General features: G+C 64.2%; 16 protein-coding genes. 6 read left to right on the top strand and 10 right to left on the bottom strand.

Translation table 11 applies throughout. From position 1 onward, the window contains the following. Positions 1-97 precede the first annotated feature (97 nt). From AC3YMN_RS01520 to AC3YMN_RS01505, 4 genes are read left to right on the top strand one after another with little or no spacing between them, the layout of a single operon-like run. Positions 98-1819: a long-chain-fatty-acid--CoA ligase gene (locus AC3YMN_RS01520; protein WP_489888674.1), complete on the top strand. Its 1722-nt coding sequence runs from the start codon at positions 98-100 to the stop codon at positions 1817-1819. Beyond that, positions 1816-2205, top strand: coding sequence for a MerR family DNA-binding protein (locus AC3YMN_RS01515; protein WP_127754017.1), 390 nt, complete (start codon positions 1816-1818; stop codon positions 2203-2205). Before AC3YMN_RS01520 ends, AC3YMN_RS01515 begins: the two co-directional genes overlap by 4 nt. A gap of 48 nt (positions 2206-2253) precedes the next feature. Further along, the gene (locus AC3YMN_RS01510; protein ID WP_489888673.1) at positions 2254-2508 is read left to right on the top strand and encodes a type II toxin-antitoxin system Phd/YefM family antitoxin; all 255 of its coding nucleotides are present in this window, start codon (positions 2254-2256) and stop codon (positions 2506-2508) included. Further along, complete coding sequence (locus AC3YMN_RS01505) at positions 2505-2768, top strand: Txe/YoeB family addiction module toxin (protein ID WP_489888672.1); 264 nt, start codon at positions 2505-2507, stop codon at positions 2766-2768. The genes AC3YMN_RS01510 and AC3YMN_RS01505 overlap by 4 nt, the downstream gene beginning before the upstream one ends. 13 nt (positions 2769-2781) lie before the next feature. Here the strand turns inward: AC3YMN_RS01505 and AC3YMN_RS01500 are convergent, their stop codons facing one another. The 7 genes from AC3YMN_RS01500 to AC3YMN_RS01470 all read right to left on the bottom strand — a co-directional run bounded on the left by AC3YMN_RS01500 (position 2782) and on the right by AC3YMN_RS01470 (position 11326). Continuing rightward, positions 2782-3078: a UvrB/UvrC motif-containing protein gene (locus AC3YMN_RS01500; protein WP_489888671.1), complete on the bottom strand. Its 297-nt coding sequence runs from the start codon at positions 3076-3078 to the stop codon at positions 2782-2784. 86 nt (positions 3079-3164) lie between these two features. After that, positions 3165-4742: a cisplatin damage response ATP-dependent DNA ligase gene (locus AC3YMN_RS01495; protein WP_489888670.1), complete on the bottom strand. Its 1578-nt coding sequence runs from the start codon at positions 4740-4742 to the stop codon at positions 3165-3167. Continuing rightward, complete coding sequence (locus AC3YMN_RS01490; RefSeq protein WP_489888669.1) at positions 4739-5740, bottom strand: ligase-associated DNA damage response exonuclease; 1002 nt, start codon at positions 5738-5740, stop codon at positions 4739-4741. The genes AC3YMN_RS01495 and AC3YMN_RS01490 overlap by 4 nt, the downstream gene beginning before the upstream one ends. 33 nt (positions 5741-5773) lie before the next feature. Next, on the bottom strand, positions 5774-6475 hold the full coding sequence (locus AC3YMN_RS01485) for an exopolysaccharide biosynthesis protein (protein ID WP_489888668.1): 702 nt from the start codon (positions 6473-6475) through the stop codon (positions 5774-5776). 36 nt (positions 6476-6511) lie between these two features. Next, positions 6512-9421: an insulinase family protein gene (locus AC3YMN_RS01480; protein WP_489888667.1), complete on the bottom strand. Its 2910-nt coding sequence runs from the start codon at positions 9419-9421 to the stop codon at positions 6512-6514. A gap of 150 nt (positions 9422-9571) precedes the next feature. After that, positions 9572-10546 carry an aldo/keto reductase gene (locus AC3YMN_RS01475; RefSeq protein WP_489888666.1) on the bottom strand — a complete coding sequence of 325 codons (975 nt, stop codon included), beginning with the start codon at positions 10544-10546 and terminating at the stop codon, positions 9572-9574. A 99-nt stretch (positions 10547-10645) separates the two neighbouring features. Continuing rightward, the gene (locus AC3YMN_RS01470; RefSeq protein WP_489888665.1) at positions 10646-11326 is read right to left on the bottom strand and encodes a GntR family transcriptional regulator; all 681 of its coding nucleotides are present in this window, start codon (positions 11324-11326) and stop codon (positions 10646-10648) included. A 175-nt stretch (positions 11327-11501) separates the two neighbouring features. Between AC3YMN_RS01470 and AC3YMN_RS01465 the strand changes: the two genes are divergently transcribed. Together AC3YMN_RS01465 and AC3YMN_RS01460 are read left to right on the top strand one after the other, a co-directional pair. Continuing rightward, a complete protein-coding gene (locus AC3YMN_RS01465; RefSeq protein WP_489888664.1) occupies positions 11502-12782 on the top strand; it encodes a Gfo/Idh/MocA family oxidoreductase in 1281 nt (426 codons plus the stop codon). A gap of 132 nt (positions 12783-12914) precedes the next feature. Continuing rightward, entirely contained in the window at positions 12915-14429 is a 1515-nt protein-coding gene (locus AC3YMN_RS01460; protein ID WP_489888663.1) for a helicase HerA domain-containing protein, read from the top strand. 208 nt (positions 14430-14637) lie between these two features. On the opposite strand, the gene AC3YMN_RS01455 is transcribed toward AC3YMN_RS01460, so the two are convergent. The 3 genes from AC3YMN_RS01455 to AC3YMN_RS01445 all read right to left on the bottom strand — a co-directional run bounded on the left by AC3YMN_RS01455 (position 14638) and on the right by AC3YMN_RS01445 (position 17131). Beyond that, a complete protein-coding gene (locus AC3YMN_RS01455) occupies positions 14638-15510 on the bottom strand; it encodes an aldose 1-epimerase family protein (protein WP_489888662.1) in 873 nt (290 codons plus the stop codon). Positions 15511-15522: 12 nt separating this feature from the next. Further along, positions 15523-16470, bottom strand: a complete 948-nt coding sequence (locus tag AC3YMN_RS01450; RefSeq protein ID WP_489888661.1) for a DUF72 domain-containing protein — start codon at positions 16468-16470, stop codon at positions 15523-15525. A gap of 292 nt (positions 16471-16762) precedes the next feature. Continuing rightward, entirely contained in the window at positions 16763-17131 is a 369-nt protein-coding gene (locus AC3YMN_RS01445) for a DoxX family protein (RefSeq protein WP_127754031.1), read from the bottom strand. Positions 17132-17219: the final 88 nt, after the last annotated feature.

Raw genomic sequence — 17219 nt, 5'->3', positions numbered from 1 at the left:
AACCCATGGGATAAACTGCCGGCAAACAGGCGCCCCGAAAGGGCGCGCCTACCCGCAAGCGGGCACGCACCCGCGGGACGGCAGGAGGAGAACAGCAATGGATATGGTCAATCCCGAGCCGGGACCGCTTCGCCCCTGGATTGCCAATTATCCCGAGGGAATCCGCTGGGATATCACCATCGATACGCGCCCCGTCCACGAACAGGTGCTGGCCGGCTGCGCCAAGAACCCCTCGGCCGTCGCGCTCGATTTCCTGGGCGGCACCACCAGCTTTGGCGAACTGGCGAAAAGCATCATCGCCCTGGCCGGCGCGCTGCAGCACCAGTTCGGCATCGGCAAGGGCAGCCGCGTCGCGCTGATGCTGCCCAACACGCCCTTTTATCCAATCGCCTATTACGCCGTGCTGCGCGCCGGCGGCACCGTGGTCAACTGCAACCCGCTCTACACCGTCCCCGAGCTCAGCCACATCATGGCCAATGCGGGCGCCGAGCTGATGATCACGCTCGATCTCAAGCAGATCTTTGACAAGGCCGAGGCCCTCGCCGCATCGGGCCACGTCAAATCGCTGGTCGTCTGCCACTTCCCCGAAGCGCTGCCGCTCGCCAAGCGCGTCCTCTATTCGGTGGCCAAGCGCAAGGACCTTGCCGACCTCAAGCGCTCCCCCGCGCGCGATCGCATCACCACGCTCAACAAGCTCCTCGCCCGCCGCGAAACGCCCGACGCGGTGGTCATCGACCCCGAGCGCGACATTGCCGTTCAGCAATATACCGGCGGCACCACCGGCCTGCCCAAGGGCGCACTCCTGACCCATGCCAATATCTCGGCCAATATGAGCCAGATCGACAAATGGGGCTGCGAGCTCTTCTACCCGCCCTCCAAGGTCGTGGCCGTCCTGCCCTTTTTCCACATCTTCGCCATGACGGCCTGCATGAACGTGCCCCTGTGCAACGGCACCCCCGTCATCATGCTGCCCCGCTTCGAGCTCAAGGCGCTGCTGGACCTCTTCACCCGCACCAAGGCCAATGTCCTGCCCGCGGTACCGACGCTGCTGGCGGCCCTCGGGCGCTCCTCTGCCGTCAAGCCCGAACAGCTGGCAAGCCTGCAGGTCGCCATTTCCGGCGGCGCCCCGCTCAGCAACGAAGTGCGCGCGCAATTTTCCACCAAGTCCAAGGCGCTGCTTGCCGAAGGCTACGGCCTCACCGAAGCCTCGCCCGTCGTGTGCTGCGCCGCCCTGCGCGTTCCCTCCAAGCCCATGAGCATCGGCATGCCGCTGCCCGCCACCGATATTCGCTTTGTCGATGTCGACAGCGGCGAGGTCGTGGGCATCGGGGTCGATGGCGAATTGCAGGTCAAGGGGCCCCAGGTCATGGTCGGCTACTACAATGACCCCGAAGCGGACGCGCAAGCCTTCAGCGATGGCTGGCTGCGCACCGGCGATGTCGGCCATATCGATGAAGACGGCTATGTGTTCCTCGTGGACCGCATCAAGGACCTCATCATCTGCTCGGGCTTCAATGTCTATCCGCGCGTCATCGAGGAAGCCCTGTTGACCCATCCCGCGGTCGAGGAAACCAGCGTCATCGGCGCTCCTGACCCTTATCGCGGCGAAGCGCCCGTCGCCTTCGTCAAGCTCCAGTCCGGCCAAACCGCGACCGAAGCCGAGCTCAAGCACTTCCTCACCGATAGGCTCAACAAGATCGAGCTGCCACGCGAGGTCATCTTCAAGGATGAATTGCCCAAGACCCTGATCGGCAAGCTTTCCAAGAAGGAGCTGCGCGCGGAATACGCCAAAAGCCATCCCGGGTCGGCGAGCAAATGAACCGCGCCGAACCGGAAAACCGCGATCTCTTCGCCATCGCCGATCTGGCGCGCGAATTCGGCATTTCCACGCGCGCCATCCGCTTCTACGAAGCCAAGGGCCTGCTCGCGCCCGAACGCGTGGGCGCCGCCCGCATCTTCCGCCGTCGCGACCGGGCCCGCCTGATCCTGATCCTGCGCGGCAAGCGCCTCGGCTTTTCCCTGCGCGATATCTCCGATTATCTCAGCCTCTACGATGCCGACCGCAACGAGCAGCTCCACCTGCTCGCCGGCAAGGTCGAGCAACGCCTCGCCTCCCTCGAACAGCAGCGCGCCGACCTCGAACTCACCATCGCCGAACTGCGCGAAATCAAGCAACTCGCCGAAGAGCGGCTGCACAAGCGCTGAGTTGAATTTTTGTACGTAAATGCGTACGTTGAGCGCAAGGAGAAGCCCATGCGCGCCAAATCCATTTCCGACTTCCGCAAAAACATCGCCGCCGACATCGATGCAGTGGTAACCGACCTCGAGCCCTTGATCGTCACGCGCAACGGCGGCAAGCCGCCGGTCGTGGTCATGTCACTGGAGGAATTTGAATCCTGGAAGGAAACTATCCACCTTTCCAGCACCCAGGCTAATGCCGATCGGCTGGCCCAGGGGAATGCCGATTTTGAAGCGGGCCGCGGCATCAGTGCCGACTGGCCTGAATGAGGCTCCTCTTCACCGAGCCGGGTTGGGATGACTATGAGTATTGGCAGGCCAATGATCCAGATACGCTGGCCAAGGTCAACGAGCTGATCAAGGATTGCCGCCGCTCGCCATTTTCAGGCATCGGCAAACCCGAGCCCCTCAAGGGCAACTACAAGGGCTGGTGGTCACGCCGGGTCACCCAGGAGCACCGGCTGGTCTACCGCGTCGAGGCCGACGTCTTGTGGATCAACCAGTGCCGCTTCCACTACGACCGGCGCTGACGATCTGGCGCCGCTAACTCCCGCCCCGCGGTTTGACGTTCTTGGTCAACAGATCCGGCTTTTTCGGCTTCACCCAGCCTTTGGGTGGCTGGCGCACCGGCACATGCGTTCCGAGGCCCATCGCGCCCGGCGGCGGCTGGCCCACCGTCACCGTGCCCTCGCCCTCCTCGCCCGGAGCACCACCCTCTCCCTTGAGCCGCGCAATCTCATTGCGCAGCCGCGCCGCTTCCTCGAAGTCCATCGCTTCCGCCGCCGCCTGCATCTGCGCTTCCAGCCCCAATAGCCGCTGGTGATTGGATCGTGATGACATGTTTTTCCGCCCTTTTCTCCCACGCACTGCTGTCACCCCGGCCTTGAGCCGGGGTCCATCCGTAGATGCCAGCATTATACAACCGCTCAAGTAGCCTCGATAAACACCGCCATATCTTCCAGTGTCGCCGCTTCGTTCGCCGGCTTGTCCCAGCGAATGCGGTTGATGCGCGGAAACCGCAGCGCCACCCCCGATTTGTGCCGCGTCGATTCCTGCGCCGAGTCGAATGCCACCTCGAACACCAGCTCCTTGCGCACCTCGCGCACTGGCCCGAAGCTTTGCAGCGTATTGGTGCGGATCCACTTGTCGAGCTGTTTGAGTTCCTCGTCGGTGAACCCGAAATAGGCCTTGCCGATCGGCACGATCTCGTTGCCCTTCCATACCCCGAATGTGTAGTCCGAATAAAACGAGCTGCGCTTGCCATGCCCCCGCTGGGCATACATCAGGATGGCATCGACCACATTGGGGTCGCGCTTCCACTTGAACCAATAGCCCTTGGGCCGCCCCGGCAGATAAGGCGAGGTCTTGAGCTTGAGCATCACGCCTTCATGCCCGTGCTGGTCCGCCCCCTCGCGCCGTTGCTGCGCCAGGTCGTCCCAGTCGGTGAACGGCAGCACCGGCGACAGATCCAGCCGCGTTTGCGGATTAGCCTCGAGCCACCGCTCCAGCCGTAGCCGCCGCTCGGTCCAGGGCAGCGCGCGTACGTCCTCGCGTCCATCGAACAAGATGTCATAGACACGAATGAACGCCGGCGATTCCTTGAGATGCTTGGCGCTCGCCACTTTCTTGTTGAGCCGCTGCTGCAAGTCGTTGAACGAGCCCGCCTCGAAATCGCGCCCCACCAGCAATTCCCCGTCCAGCACCGCCTGCCCGGTCACATTCTCCACAATGTCGGGGAAGGCGGCGGCAATATCGTCCCCCGTGCGCGAAAACAGCGATGCCGTGCCCGGTCCCAGCACTAGTTGCACCCGGATGCCGTCCCACTTCCACTCCGCCGAAAAATCCGCGGGCTTGAAGCGGGTCAGATCCTTCTCCTCATCGATCGGATTGCTCAGCATCAGCGGGTGGAACCGCGCGGCATGATCGATATCGGGCCGTTCGGCCTCCCCGCTCAACCAGGCAAAGAGTTCGGTATAGGGCACCTGCAGCCCATGCCAGACTTCCTCGATTTCCTGCAGCGGCACCCCGCTCATTTCGGCAAGAGCTGTCTTGGCCAGCCGCGCCGACACCCCGATCCGCAGCGCTCCCGTCGCAAGCTTCACCACCGCCCAGCGCTCATTGATCCCCGCCCGCGTCAGCAGCGCCGCGATCAGCTTGGGCAATTCGCTCTTGGAGGTGGTGTTGAACAATTCGATCAGGTCGGTGAGCGACGGCAACTCGCCCTCGCCGCCATGATGGGGCCAGATCAGCGCGATGGTTTCCCCCAGATCCCCGACATAATCGTAGCTCATGGCGAACAGCACGGGATCGACTTCGCGCAGCACGATGTCCTTGAGCAGCGCCGGCTTCACATTGCGAAAGGTCAGCGCCCCGGTCAGCACCGCCAGCGCAAAGCCGCGGTCGGGGTCGGGCGTTTCGCGGAAATACTGCGTCAGCGCCTCGATCTTGCGATTGCGCGAGGGTGTCAGCGCCAGCAGTTCCAGCAATTGGGCAAAGCGTTTCATTCCTCGCCCTCCCCGCCATCATCCTCAAAGCCCTGGATGTTGAGCGGCTCGGCCTCCAGCCCCTGCTGGCGGCACCAATACACCAGCGCATCCTCGCGCCCATGCGTCACCCACACGGTCTGCGCCTCGGTCTCGTGGATGGTTTGCCCCAGCTCGCCCCAGTCGCAATGATCCGAAATCACCAGCGGCAATTCCACCAGCGCCTGGCGCGCCCGCTGCTTGACGCTCATCCACCCCGACGCCTGGCAGGTCACAGGATCGGGAAAGCGCCGGCTCCAGCGGTCGCGAATGGCCGAAGGCGGCGCAATCACGATCGCGCCGGCCAGCTCCGCCTTGGCCACTCCCGTTGCCGGGCGCAGATCCCCCAGTGGCACGCCAAGCTCTTCATAGAGTGCACAAAGCCGGATCATCGCCCCATGCAGATAGATCGGCGCGTCATAGCCAGCATCGCGCAGCAGCCCGATCACCCGCTGCGCCTTGCCCAAGGCATAGCAGCCGATCAGATGCGCCCGCTCGGGGTTCTTGCGCACCGAATTGAGCAGCCGCCCGATCTCGGTTTGCGGCTTGGGATGCTGGAACACCGGCAGCCCGAAGGTTGCCTCCGTCACGAGCAGATCGCAGGGCACCAGTTCATAGGGTTGCGCCGTGCGGTCGGCGAGCCGCTTATAGTCGCCCGTCACCACCACCCGCTGCCCATCCTGCTCGATCAGCACCTGCGCGCTCCCCAGGATATGCCCGGCCGGGTAAAAGGTGATCCTTATGTCGTCGATCGCCAGGGGCTCGCCGAACGGAATCGCCTGGAACTGATCCGCGCAATCCTCGCCATAGCGCACCTTCATGATGGCGATCGTGTCGGGCGTCGCCAGCACCGCGCCATGCCCGGCCCGCGCATGGTCGGCATGGCCATGGGTGATGATCGCCCGCGCCTTGGGCGTGGACGGATCGATAAAGGCATCGATGGCCCGGAGATGGAGGTTTTTGTCGAGGATCTGCGGCATGGTAGCTGCCTAACGCCCCAACCCTTCCGAGGTTCAGGGCGTCTCGGAGGTGTCTCCCCCCGGCAGCAGCGGATCGAGGATCTCGAGCGGTGTGCCTTCGAGCGGCGGTACAAGATCGGGCACGTCCACCCCGAACACCAGCCCGATCGCCTGCGGCGCCAGCCACAGCCCCAGCGCCACCAGCACGGCAAGGCACCCCCACCAGACCAGCGTCAGCAAACCGTCGCGCGCCGACAGCGCCAGCGCAAATATGGCGATCACCGAAGCGGCGATGGTCGAGGACAGCGGAATAAACTCCAGCAGCGGCATGATCGCGCCCATCAGCACGCACACCCCTGCCCCTAGTCGCCGGGCCCGGGTGCCGGTCAACACCAGCCAGCGCCGCCGCACTACGCCGTCCGCCATCCGGCTCACCGGATACAAAAAGCTCAGCAGCTTGCCCACATGCTTGGGCGCCAGCGAACGCCGCGCCAGCCAGCCCGGCAGCCAGATACGGTTGCGCCCCAGCATCAGCTGCCCCGCGACCAGCACCGTGTTGAGCCCTACCAGCGAGGGCACGCCCGGAATGATGCTGAGCGGCGAGACCACGATCAGCGCCGGCAGCAGCAGCATCGACCCCGCCGCCTGCGCTCCCGCGACATTGCGCAAGGTGCCGATCGACACCGCTTCGCCGACGGCGGCCCGCTCTTCCACCTTGCGCACCAGCCGCTCCAGCGAGCCTTCAGCCTGCGACATGTAGCAATCCCTTTTCCGGCGCCCGAGCGCGGTCCTCTAGAGGACCTTGCTCACGTCGAGCAGTCCCGGCCGCTGCGCATTGGCGGCAGTAATAGCGGCTTCCCCGCCCAGCACCACCACATGCCCATGGCTCGCCACCGCTGCAACGGCTTCCGCCAGTTCAGCGAAATCCTTGCTGCTGGCATTGAGCACTTCGTCGCGCCGCTGCTGGCGGATCGCATCGGTCGTGCCGGTCAGCTGCCGCCACATCGAGCCGTAGCCCTTGGCATCGGGGAACTGGTAACCGTCCATATCTCCGATCACCCCGATGATGGAACGCGTCAAATCGTTCTCGCCCACCCCGGCCGCCAGCGCCTTGGCCGCGCCGTCATAGACATCGACCGTTTTGAGCAGATTGGGATCGCGATAGCTTAGAAATGAGAAATTGCCAGAGGTCAGGTCAAACCGACTTGAGCCGCCATAAGCGCCGCCCTGCACCCGCACCTTGTCCCAGAGATAGGTGGTGTTGAGATATTTGAGCGCCACGCTCGCCGCAGCCGAAACCTCGAACCCCAACGCCTGGAGGTTGGCGCCCTTGCCGACATAATTGACCTGCGCCGGAATCACGAGCCCTTCCGAACGCGCCGCCATTGGCCCTGGCCATTGCTGCAAAGGCTGTTCCACCGCCGGCAGGCGCTCAGTGAACGCGCCGATCTGGCTCTGCGCCTGGTTCCACAAAGCCCCGTCAGTGGTCACATTGACCACCATATGGGGGCGGTTAAACAGCGTGTCGCGGATGGTTTCGAGCACCTGCTGCACGCCCGCCCAGTCGCTGTCGATCCGGCCGACAAGTTCGCGCAGGAATTGCAGATAGCTGATCCCGCCCATGCGCTCGGACAGGGCCCCCGCCTGCGTCAGGCCGGCCTTGAGCCTCGTATCAACAATGGCATTGCCGCTCGGCACCAGCCGCGCTTCAAACCCCGCCTTTTCCTCAAGCGCCATCTGCCGGAACCGCTCGCGGTTATCCAGCCGCGCATCGAGCAGCACATCGCCCATGATGGCGAGCATTTCCTCGACCTTGTCGGCGACCGCCTTGCCCGAAAGGAAGAACCACGCCGCCGTCTCGGCGCTGCCCTGCATCGCCGAAAGCCCGCGATGCTGGTTGATCCCGCCCGTGCTGCGCCCGATCCGCTGCGTCAGCGCCACGAAATCTTGCTTGCTCGTGCCGGTCTGCAGCAGCGCCCGCCCAAACAGCGGCAGATAGGGCAGCAGCTCGTCAGGTAACACATGCAGGTCGAACCCCAGATCGAGATAAACGATCCCGAGCGTCGGCAGGTCATGGTAGAACAGCTTTGCGCCCCCGATCGTGCCGGTTTCCACCGGCACCTTGCGGATCTCGCGATCAAGGTCACCCAGCGTCAGGGTGGGGATCTTGGCGAGATCAGCCGGATCATCGGCGGTTTCCTGCAGGCGCTTGAGCTTTTCGGTTTCGCTGATCGTCGCTGCGATAGCCACCTCGTCCATGCCGGCGCGCACCTGAGCGAGCTTGTCGGCTTCCGCCGCCGCTTCACGCGCCCCCTGCTCCGGATCGGCCTCGAGCGTCACCGTGGTGCGGTGAGTATTGTCGAGGAACAGCCGGCGGATTTCGCCTTCGAAATGGCCCCCTTGCGCCTTCTCCTTGAGCGCCGCCAATGCCGTCTCGAAATGCAGCGGCGCCAGCGGATCCCCGCCATGCAGCCAGGTCGCAAGCGCGGTGAACATATAGGTCATCCCGCGCGGATAAGAGCCCGTATTGTTTTCGCGCAGCGAGAACTCGAAAGTATTAATCGCCGCCTCGAGCTGCTCGCTCGGAAAGCCGCGCTCGGCGATTTCGGCCAGCGTATCGACGATCAGCGTTTCGACCTTGGGCGCGTTGGTGGGGTCGATCCCCTTCATGCCAAAGCTCGCCATGGGCTGGCGCAGCCCCGAGCCGATCCCGCCGCCCGTCATGCCCTCGCCCAAACCCGATTCGGTCAGCGCCTTGCGCAGCGGCGCCGCCGGATTGCCCGCCAGCAGATAGCTCAGCAGCCCATGCGACAGCGCTTCCTCGCGATCAGCGGGGGGATCGATCATCCAGTTGACCGAGATCATCCCATCGCGCGGCTTGTCGGCATCCTTGGTGCCCGCATAGGTGCCGTGAAGCTGGCGCGGCGCATTAAAGCGCGGCTGCAGCCCAACTTCCGCATCGACCTCCGCCCGCTCGAACTGCGAGAAATAGGCGTCGAGAATATCGAGCCGCTGCGCTGGATCGTCGTCGCCCGAAAAGAACGCCCGCGTATTGGAGGGATGGTAGAACTTCTCGTGGAAGCGCTTGAACTGCGCGAAGGTCAGGTCGGGAATGGCCTTGGGATCGCCGCCCGAAGACTTGCCATAGGTCACATCGGGATAAAGCGAGCGCTGCGACAGGTCGCGCATCACCGCATCGGGGGAGGAAAACACCCCCTTCATCTCGTTGAACACCACGCCCTTGTAGACCAGCGGTGCATTGGGATCCTCTAGCTCGTAATGCCAGCCTTCCTGATGAAAGGTATCCTCGGTTAGCAGCGGGAAAAACACCGCATCGAGATACACATCCACAAGGTTGTAGAAGTCCTTGAGGTTCTGGCTCGCCACCGGATAGGCGGTCTTGTCCGGGAAGGTCATGGCGTTGAGGAAAGTGTTGAGCGATCCCTTGATCAGCTCCACAAACGGCTTTTTGACCGGATATTTCCGGCTCCCGCACAGCACCGAATGCTCGAGAATATGGGCGATCCCGGTGGAATCGGTGGGCGGCGTCTTGAAGGTGACGCCGAACACCTTGTTCTCATCGCTGTTGACGAGGCTCAGAACCTCCGCACCGGTCTTCTTGTGGCGATACAACAGCGCTTGGGAATCTACGTCAGCGATGCGTTCGTCGCGGACCAGTTCAAAGGCGGGATGGGAAAACATGACTACTCGACTGCCTGACAATTGCCCCCAAGGTAAGCAGCCCAAGCCTGATCCGCTAGGGGGCAAGGCCTCCCTCCCCCGTGAGGGGAGGGATCGAGGGTGGGGGTTCGGGCGGTTCAACCGACTCGCAACTTGCGAGCGTCGCCCCGGCTAAACCCCGCCGCGAATGGCGGGCTTCACGTCCTTTTCATACCATTCCTTGAGCCGCGTATTGAGCGCGGGAAAGAGGCTCCGCTGCTCGCTGGCAGCCACATTGTCGGCCAACTGCTCGGGCTTGCTCACCCCCGCAATGATCGTCGAGACCTGCGGGTGATCAAGGATCCAGCGCAGCGCGAACTGGCTCAGCGGCATGCTTTCGGGCGCGAGGCCCTTGAGCTCCTGCACCAGTTCCAGCCCCCGCTCATAAGGGATGCCCGAAAAGGTCTCGCCCACCGAAAAGGCTTCTCCGTCCCGGTTGAAGTTGCGGTGGTCGGTCGCCTCGAATTGCGTATCCCGGCTGAACTTGCCCGACAGCAACCCGCTCGCCAGCGGCAGCCGCACGATGATGCCGACATCGCGTTCCGCCGCCTTTGGCAGCAACTCGTCCGCCGCATCCTGGCGCAGCACATTGAAAATGATCTGCAGCGTCGCGAGCCCCGGCTGTTCGAGGCACAGCAGCCCTTCCTCGATGGTTTCGACGCTCGCGCCCCAGTGGCGCACCAGCCCTTCGGCCTGCAACCGGTCCATCCAGCCAAAGATCGAGCCCTCGCGCAACACCGCGGTGGGCACGCAATGCAGCTGCGCCAGGTCCAGTGTCGCTACGCCCAGCCGCCGCGCCGAACCCTCAAGGCTCGCCCGCGCGCCCTCAAAACTGTAATTGTTGGGGAACAAGCCGCCCCCGCGCCCGAGCTTGGTGGCCACCCGCACCTGCGGGTTCTTGGCGTGCGCCCCGATCCGGCTTTCGCTGAGGCCCCCGCCATAAACATCGGCCGTGTCCCAGAAATTGACGCCAGCCGCATCGGCCGCATCCAGAATGGCATTGGCGGTCTCATCGCCCACCGGCCCGAACCCGCCACCCAATTGCCAGCAGCCCAGGCCAATCTCGGAAACCTGGTACCCCGTCTTGCCCAATCGCCGCTGTTTCATCGCCACTCTCCCCTTGCCTTGACCCGGCTTAACCCGCTTGGGGAAAGCGAGCAACCGCCGCGCCGGTTCCGCCCTCAGCCCAATCGCCTCCGGCTCGGTTCAGCCTTCGTCGAAATATTCGGGAAAATCGGCAATGGTCTGGGCCAGCAGCACTTCGGCCCGCGCCAGATGCGCCCGCATCGCCGCTTCCGCCGCCACCGGATCGGCATCGGCTACCGCATCGACGATCAGCCGGTGCTCGGCAATGGCGCGCTGGCTCGAGGACACGCCCAGCGTCAGATAGCGCACCCGGTCGAGCTGCATCTTGTGATCGTCGATCAGTTGCCAGGCATATTCCACCCCCGCCAGCCGCGCGAGCACGCGGTGGAACAGCTCATCGAGCTCATGGAAGCGACGGTGATCATCGGCCACCGAGGCCTGATCCTGCTCGGCCAATAGCGCCTCGAGCTCGGCGCGAACGCCGGGTGCCGGCTGCGCCGCCAGGCGCCGCACGATCTCGACTTCGATCGACTCGCGGATGAACCGGGATTGCCGCACACCGACCGGCGAGATCTTCTTGACCACTGTCGCCCGCTTGGGCCGGATCAGCAGCAGCCCCAGCTGCGCCAGCCGGATGAAGGCTTCGCGCACTGGCTGGCGCGACACGCCATATTTGGCCGCGATATCGCTTTCCGAGATCACATCGCCCGGCTTAAGGGCCATGGTGATGATGTCGTCACGCAAAGCCCGCACGACGCGCAGCGCCATGGTTTCTTCGCCGTTCTGGGTCACATCAGCCACCACTTGCTTTGCTCAACTCCGGGCAGGATCGGATGCACGCCACCGCCGGGCCTGCCTGCCCAGGCTTTCCCAGTGCATATCGCGCGGCGCGCCATAAAAGAAGTAGTGCCACACCCCAATCTTGTATGGTAGATGCGAAAGCAGCCTCGTTACCTCAAGACCGGAGTTTTCCCCTATGGCCAAGACTTACGCGCTGGTGGGCACCGGCGGTCGTGCCCGCATGTTCTATGAAGCGATCTTCGGGCCCCATCGCGAACATTCCCGCCTGCTGGCGCTCTGCGACACCAATCAGGTGCGCATGGATTTCACCAACCGCGTGATCGAAACCGAGTTGGGCGGCCAGGCCGTGCCCACCTTCAAGGCCAGCGATTTCGGCGCCATGCTCCAGGAGCACCAGCCCGATACGGTGATCGTCACCTCCATTGATCGCACCCACCACCACTACATCATCGCGGCGCTGGAAGCCGGTTGCGACGTCATCACCGAAAAGCCGATGACCACCGACCCCGAAAAGTGCCAGGCGATCCTCGACGCCGTCGAGCGCACCGGCAAGCAGGTCCGCGTCACCTTCAACTACCGCTACGCCCCACACAATTCCGCCCTGCGCGAACTGATCGCCGAGGGGGCCATCGGCACCCCCACTTCCGTGCATTTCGAATGGCTGCTCGATACCCGCCACGGCGCCGATTACTTCCGCCGCTGGCACCGCGACAAGCGCAATTCGGGGGGCCTCATGGTGCACAAGTCCACCCACCATTTCGACCTTGTGAATTTCTGGCTGGCCTCGCAGCCCGATACTGTCTTTGGCATGGGCGACCTCAAATTCTATGGCCGCGCCAATGGGGAAGAGCGCGGCATCTTCACCCCCTATACCCGCACCACCGGCGTCGAAGCGGCTAGGAACGACCCCTTCGCCATCGATCTCACCAGCAACCCGGTGCAAAAGGGCCTCTATTGGGACGCTGAGAAGGAAGATGGCTATCAGCGCGACCAGAACGTCTTTGGCGACGGCATTTCCATCGAAGACACGATGAATGTCATGGTCCGCTACCGCAACAAGGCGGTGATGACCTATTCGCTTTATGCCTACGCCCCTTGGGAGGGCTTCAACGTCGCCATTAACGGCACCGGTGGGCGCCTTGAGCTCACCGTGCACGAAACCTCCTACATCAATGCCGGCTCGACCTCGGATACCGAAGGGGCCGCTAAGGGCGTGACCCTCTACCACTTCCCCTTGGGCGGCGAAGCGCGCCAGGTGCCGGTCAAGCACGGCGAAGGCGGCCATGGCGGCGGCGACAAGATCATGCTCGAGGAAATCTTCGGCAATGCCACGCCCAAGCCCGGCTATGGCGCCAATCACCGCGACGGCGCCCTCTCCATCCTCACCGGCATTGCCGCCAACCAGTCCTTCGCCACCGGCCTGCCGGTCAAGGTCGACACCCTCGTGCGGCTCTGAGGCGACAAAGGAAACTGTGACTCAACGGCTCGGCCCGGCTTTCATCGCCGGGCCGATATGCTAGGGAAGCCCTTCGTCCCCCTATGCGCGAGTCCCGCCACCGGCACGAACCCGCGCCTACCCGGAGCAGGAATGAAGGTTCAGATCGACATGGGCGCCACTGGCGCCGGCGTTTCCAAGGGAAGTGCCTTGCTCGATCTCGAGGAACTCCTCGCCACCCGTCTCCTCGTGCAAGGCAATTCCGGCTCGGGCAAATCCCACCTCCTGCGCCGTCTGCTCGAGCAAAGCGCCCCTTGGGTGCAGCAATGCATCATCGATCCCGAGGGCGATTTCGTCACCCTTGCCGACAAGTTCGGCCATGTAGTGGTTGATGCCGCCCGCACCGAGGCCGAACTCACCCGCATTGCCGGCCGCATCCGCCAGCACCGCGTCTCGGTCGTGCTCAATCTTGAAGGCCTTGATGTCGAGCAGCAAATGCGCGCCGCTGCGGCCTTTCTCGGCGGCATGTTTGATGCCGATCGCGACCACTGGTATCCCGTTCTCGTCGTCGTCGATGAAGCGCAGCTCTTTGCCCCCGCCGTTGGCGGCGAAGTGTCCGATGAAGCGCGCAAGCTTTCGCTCGGCGCCATGACCAACCTCATGTGCCGCGGCCGCAAGCGCGGCCTCGCCGGCGTCATCGCCACCCAGCGCCTTGCCAAGCTCGCCAAGAACGTGGCCGCCGAAGCCTCCAATTTCCTCATGGGCCGCACTTTTCTCGATATCGACATGGCCCGCGCCGCCGATCTTTTGGGCATGGAAAAGCGCCAGGCCGAGCAGTTCCGCGACCTTGCCCGCGGCCATTTCATTGCCCTGGGCCCAGCCATTTCGCGCCGCCCGCTCCCCGTCGTTATCGGCACAGTGGAAACCTCGGCCCGCTCTACGAGCCCCAAGCTCACTCCCTTTGAAGCCCCGGTGGATGCAGCCGAGCTGATCTTCACCGCCGAGCCCGAGCTCGCCCGTCCCGTGGTGCGCCGCCCCGCGCCGCCACCGCCGCCCTCGACCAACGAACTGCTCGCCCAGGTCGCCCGCGCGCGCCCGGAAGCCGAGCCGACGCCGCAATCGCTGTTCCCCGAGATCGATGAGGCCGAGCGCGATTCGCAGATCGATGCCATCATGGTCGAACTCTTGAGCGACCCAGATGCGGCCTTCCGGACCACGGCAGTGCTGTATCAGGATTTTCTCGTGCGCTGCCGCATCCGCCGCGTGCCCGGCGAACCGCCCGAACTGCCCGCCTTCAAGCGCCGCCTCGCCGTCGCCCGCGTTGCGCCCGAAAAGGAACTGGCCGACAGCGATGGCTGGCAGGCCGCGCTCGCCATGTCGGAAACCCTCACCGACGACGTGCAGGGCGTCTTTCTGGTGTTGGCGCAAGCCGCCCTTGCCGGCGAACCCTGCCCTTCCGACGCCACGGTGGCGCGCCTTTACGGCACCCACTCCACCAGCCGGGCCCGGCGCCTCCTCACCTGGTTCGAGGAACGCGGCCTCCTCGTTGTTCGCCTCGATTTCCGCAAAAACCGCGTCGTCGCCTTCCCCGACCTCAACTGCGAAACCGCCCCCGGCGACCCCAACGGCCCCGACGCCCTCATCGACGAACGCCCCGCCGCGGAATAATCTTTGTCCGGCATTACACCGCCGCCGCCCAGCACGCGATTGTCACCCCGGGCCTGACCCGCGGCCCATCTCGAGATCTCACCCCAGCCACCAGAAGTGCGAACAACCGCTGCCTTCCCTCCCCCCTGAGGGGAGGGATCGAGGGTGGGGGTTCAGGCGTCTCCGAAAACTCGACACCTCGGACGAAGTCGGCGAAGACAACCCTCCCCTACCCCAAAATCTCCACCGCAAACCCGAACCTAGCCACCCCGCCCGGCTCCAGCACCAGCGTCAGCGGCCGCTCCTCGAGCGCCGGTCCCGCGCCCACCCGCGCCGCCATGCCGTGCCAAGGCTCGAGGCAGAGGAACGGCGCCTCCATCTTGGGTTTGCTCCACAGGGCAAAGGCCGGCAGATTGCTCCAGGTGAAGTGCAAACCCTTCCCGCTCTCCGCCACGAACCGGATGCCGCTGCCCGCCCCTTCCGGAAACACCAGTGCATCCTCATCAAACAGCCCATGCTCCAGCACCAGCTCACCTCGATTGAAGGGCGACGGCAGCATGTCGGGGCCGAGCAGCCCCCCTTCAAGCTTGGCCCGCGCCGGCTCGGCCCCATTGTCGAGCACGGCGCGATGCTCCTCGCCCGCGCAGCCCGGCAGCGGCCAGGCAAAGGCGGGGTGAAACCCGAGCCCAAATGGCATCGGCCGCCCGTCGGCATTGCGCACTTCCGCTTCCACCACGACCTTGCGCCCCTCGAGCCCGTAACTCACGGCCAGCACGAACTCGAACGGATAAACCTCGTGCGTCACCTCCGATGCCCTGAGCTCGAACCGGCAGTGATCCTCCCCCTGCTCAACCAGCGTAAACACGCTCCGCCGCGCAAAGCCATGCTGGCTCATCGCGAACATCTGCCCCTCGATGCTCACCTGATCGTCCGGCGCCTTGCCCACAATGGGAAACAGGATCGGCGCCCGCCCATTCCAGAATTGCGGATCGCCATGCCACAGCCATTCGGCGCCATCCCCGGTGGTGATCGACTGCATTTCCGCCCCCATCGGCGCAAGGGAGACGCGCAGATCCGCATTAGCGATGGTGATCAGATCCATGGGATTTGCCTTTCAGACTTGTGGAAGGGTTCGACGCGAATGGGCTGCTATGCGCACCGCCTTGGCCTCGTCAGCATTGGGTGGTGCCCATTGCACTCTGAGTCGCGCCATCAAGCCTAGCGCATCTCCGGGCGCCATCAGCTTGTCGGTATTGTCGAAAAACAGAAAAACATCGCGCCGTAGCCCATCCGCAGTCGGCCCGGTGACAAAGTTCCCATCCGTCGGCTCCCCCAGCGACCAGCGCCGCACCCGCTCGGCCCAGCTGTCGAGCTGGGCGGGGGAATACCCAGACTTGTAAAGCTCCTCCGAGCCATGCAGGCGGCAATAAACAAAGTCCGCCGTCACATCCATCAGCAGCGGCCAGCTCACCGTGTCGGCGCAGACCAGCGCAATCTCGTAGCGCCGCAGCAGCTCGATAAACACCGGGTCGCAAAAGCTCTGATGCCGGATTTCCATGGCGTGCCGGATCGGTCGCACCACCCCGTCGCCGAAATGCGGCGGCGCCCGCAACCGCCCGTCATGCCGCCGCGCCAGTTCTGCCGCCTGCGCCGTGTCGCGCGGCAACAAGCGAAAAAACGCCTCGATCCGCTCCGGGTTGAAGGCAAACCGCTCGGGAAACTGCCACAGCACCGGCCCCAGCCGCTCCCCCAGCGCCAACGGCCCCGAAGCAAAGAAATTGGCCAGCGGCGGCTCGGGATTGGTGAGCTTGAGCATATGGGTCAGATAGCGCGGCCCCTTGAGCGCAAACACAAACCCTTCCGGAACCGCATCGCGCCATTGCTCGAACGACTTGGGCGTCTGCATCCCATAAAACGTGCCATTGATTTCGAGCGCATTGAAATGAACCGCGGCAAAGGCCAGTTCGCGCTTTTGCGGCAACCCTTCAGGATAAAAATTGCCGCGCCAGGGCGTATAGGTCCACCCCGATAGCCCAATCCGGATCTCCCCCCGCTCCACCAATCGCTGCCCCGTTCGTGCCTTGCTCGCGTCTCAACGCCAGCACGCCAACGACGTTGCAGCCCCCCAACACGCCCCACCTCTCGGCTCTATCCCTTCCCTCCCCCTTGAGGGGAGGGATTGAGGGAGGGGGTCCCTCAGCCAGTCACCAGTCCAGCAACACGCTCTCGCCCTAACTCACAGCGAACACCAGACACCGAGCGTCTGCGCACCCTCCCCCTTGAGGGGAGGGCCGGGGTGGGGGTTCAGGCCCCTCCACAATCGAGGTGCCGGGACCACCCAAGCTAAAACACCCTCACGTCAACGGAAACACCCCCCTGATCCGCGGCTCGCGCAGCCACAGCGCCACCCAGGCAAACACCCCCAGATAGAGGCTAAACAGCGTATGGCTGAACAGCGGATTATCCACCCGCAGATTGGCCGCCAGCGCCGCCCCCAGCAGCCCGGTCAACAACACCGCCCCCAGCAGCGAAGTGCGTGGGATCACAAACAGGACGGTGCACACCGCCTCGATCACCCCAATCAGCAGCAGATATTTAGGCGGCCATCCCACCGCCTGCAGCGGCTCCAGCGCCAGCGTCGAGCCCAGCAGTTTTGGCGCCACCGACGCACCCAGCATGAACAGCGCCAACAGCCCCGTCATGATCCAGCCAGCAATAATCATTCTTCGTCCCCACAACCCCGGCAGCCTCACGCTGCCCCCTCCCTCTGACGCTCGCCAGCCGCCCTTGCCGACACGCCCCCATCTTTTC

The sequence above is a fragment of the Devosia sp. Z11_6 genome (genome assembly GCF_058133665.1).
Note: the sequence above shows the minus strand (reverse complement) of the source record. Positions and strands in the feature narration are given on the sequence as shown.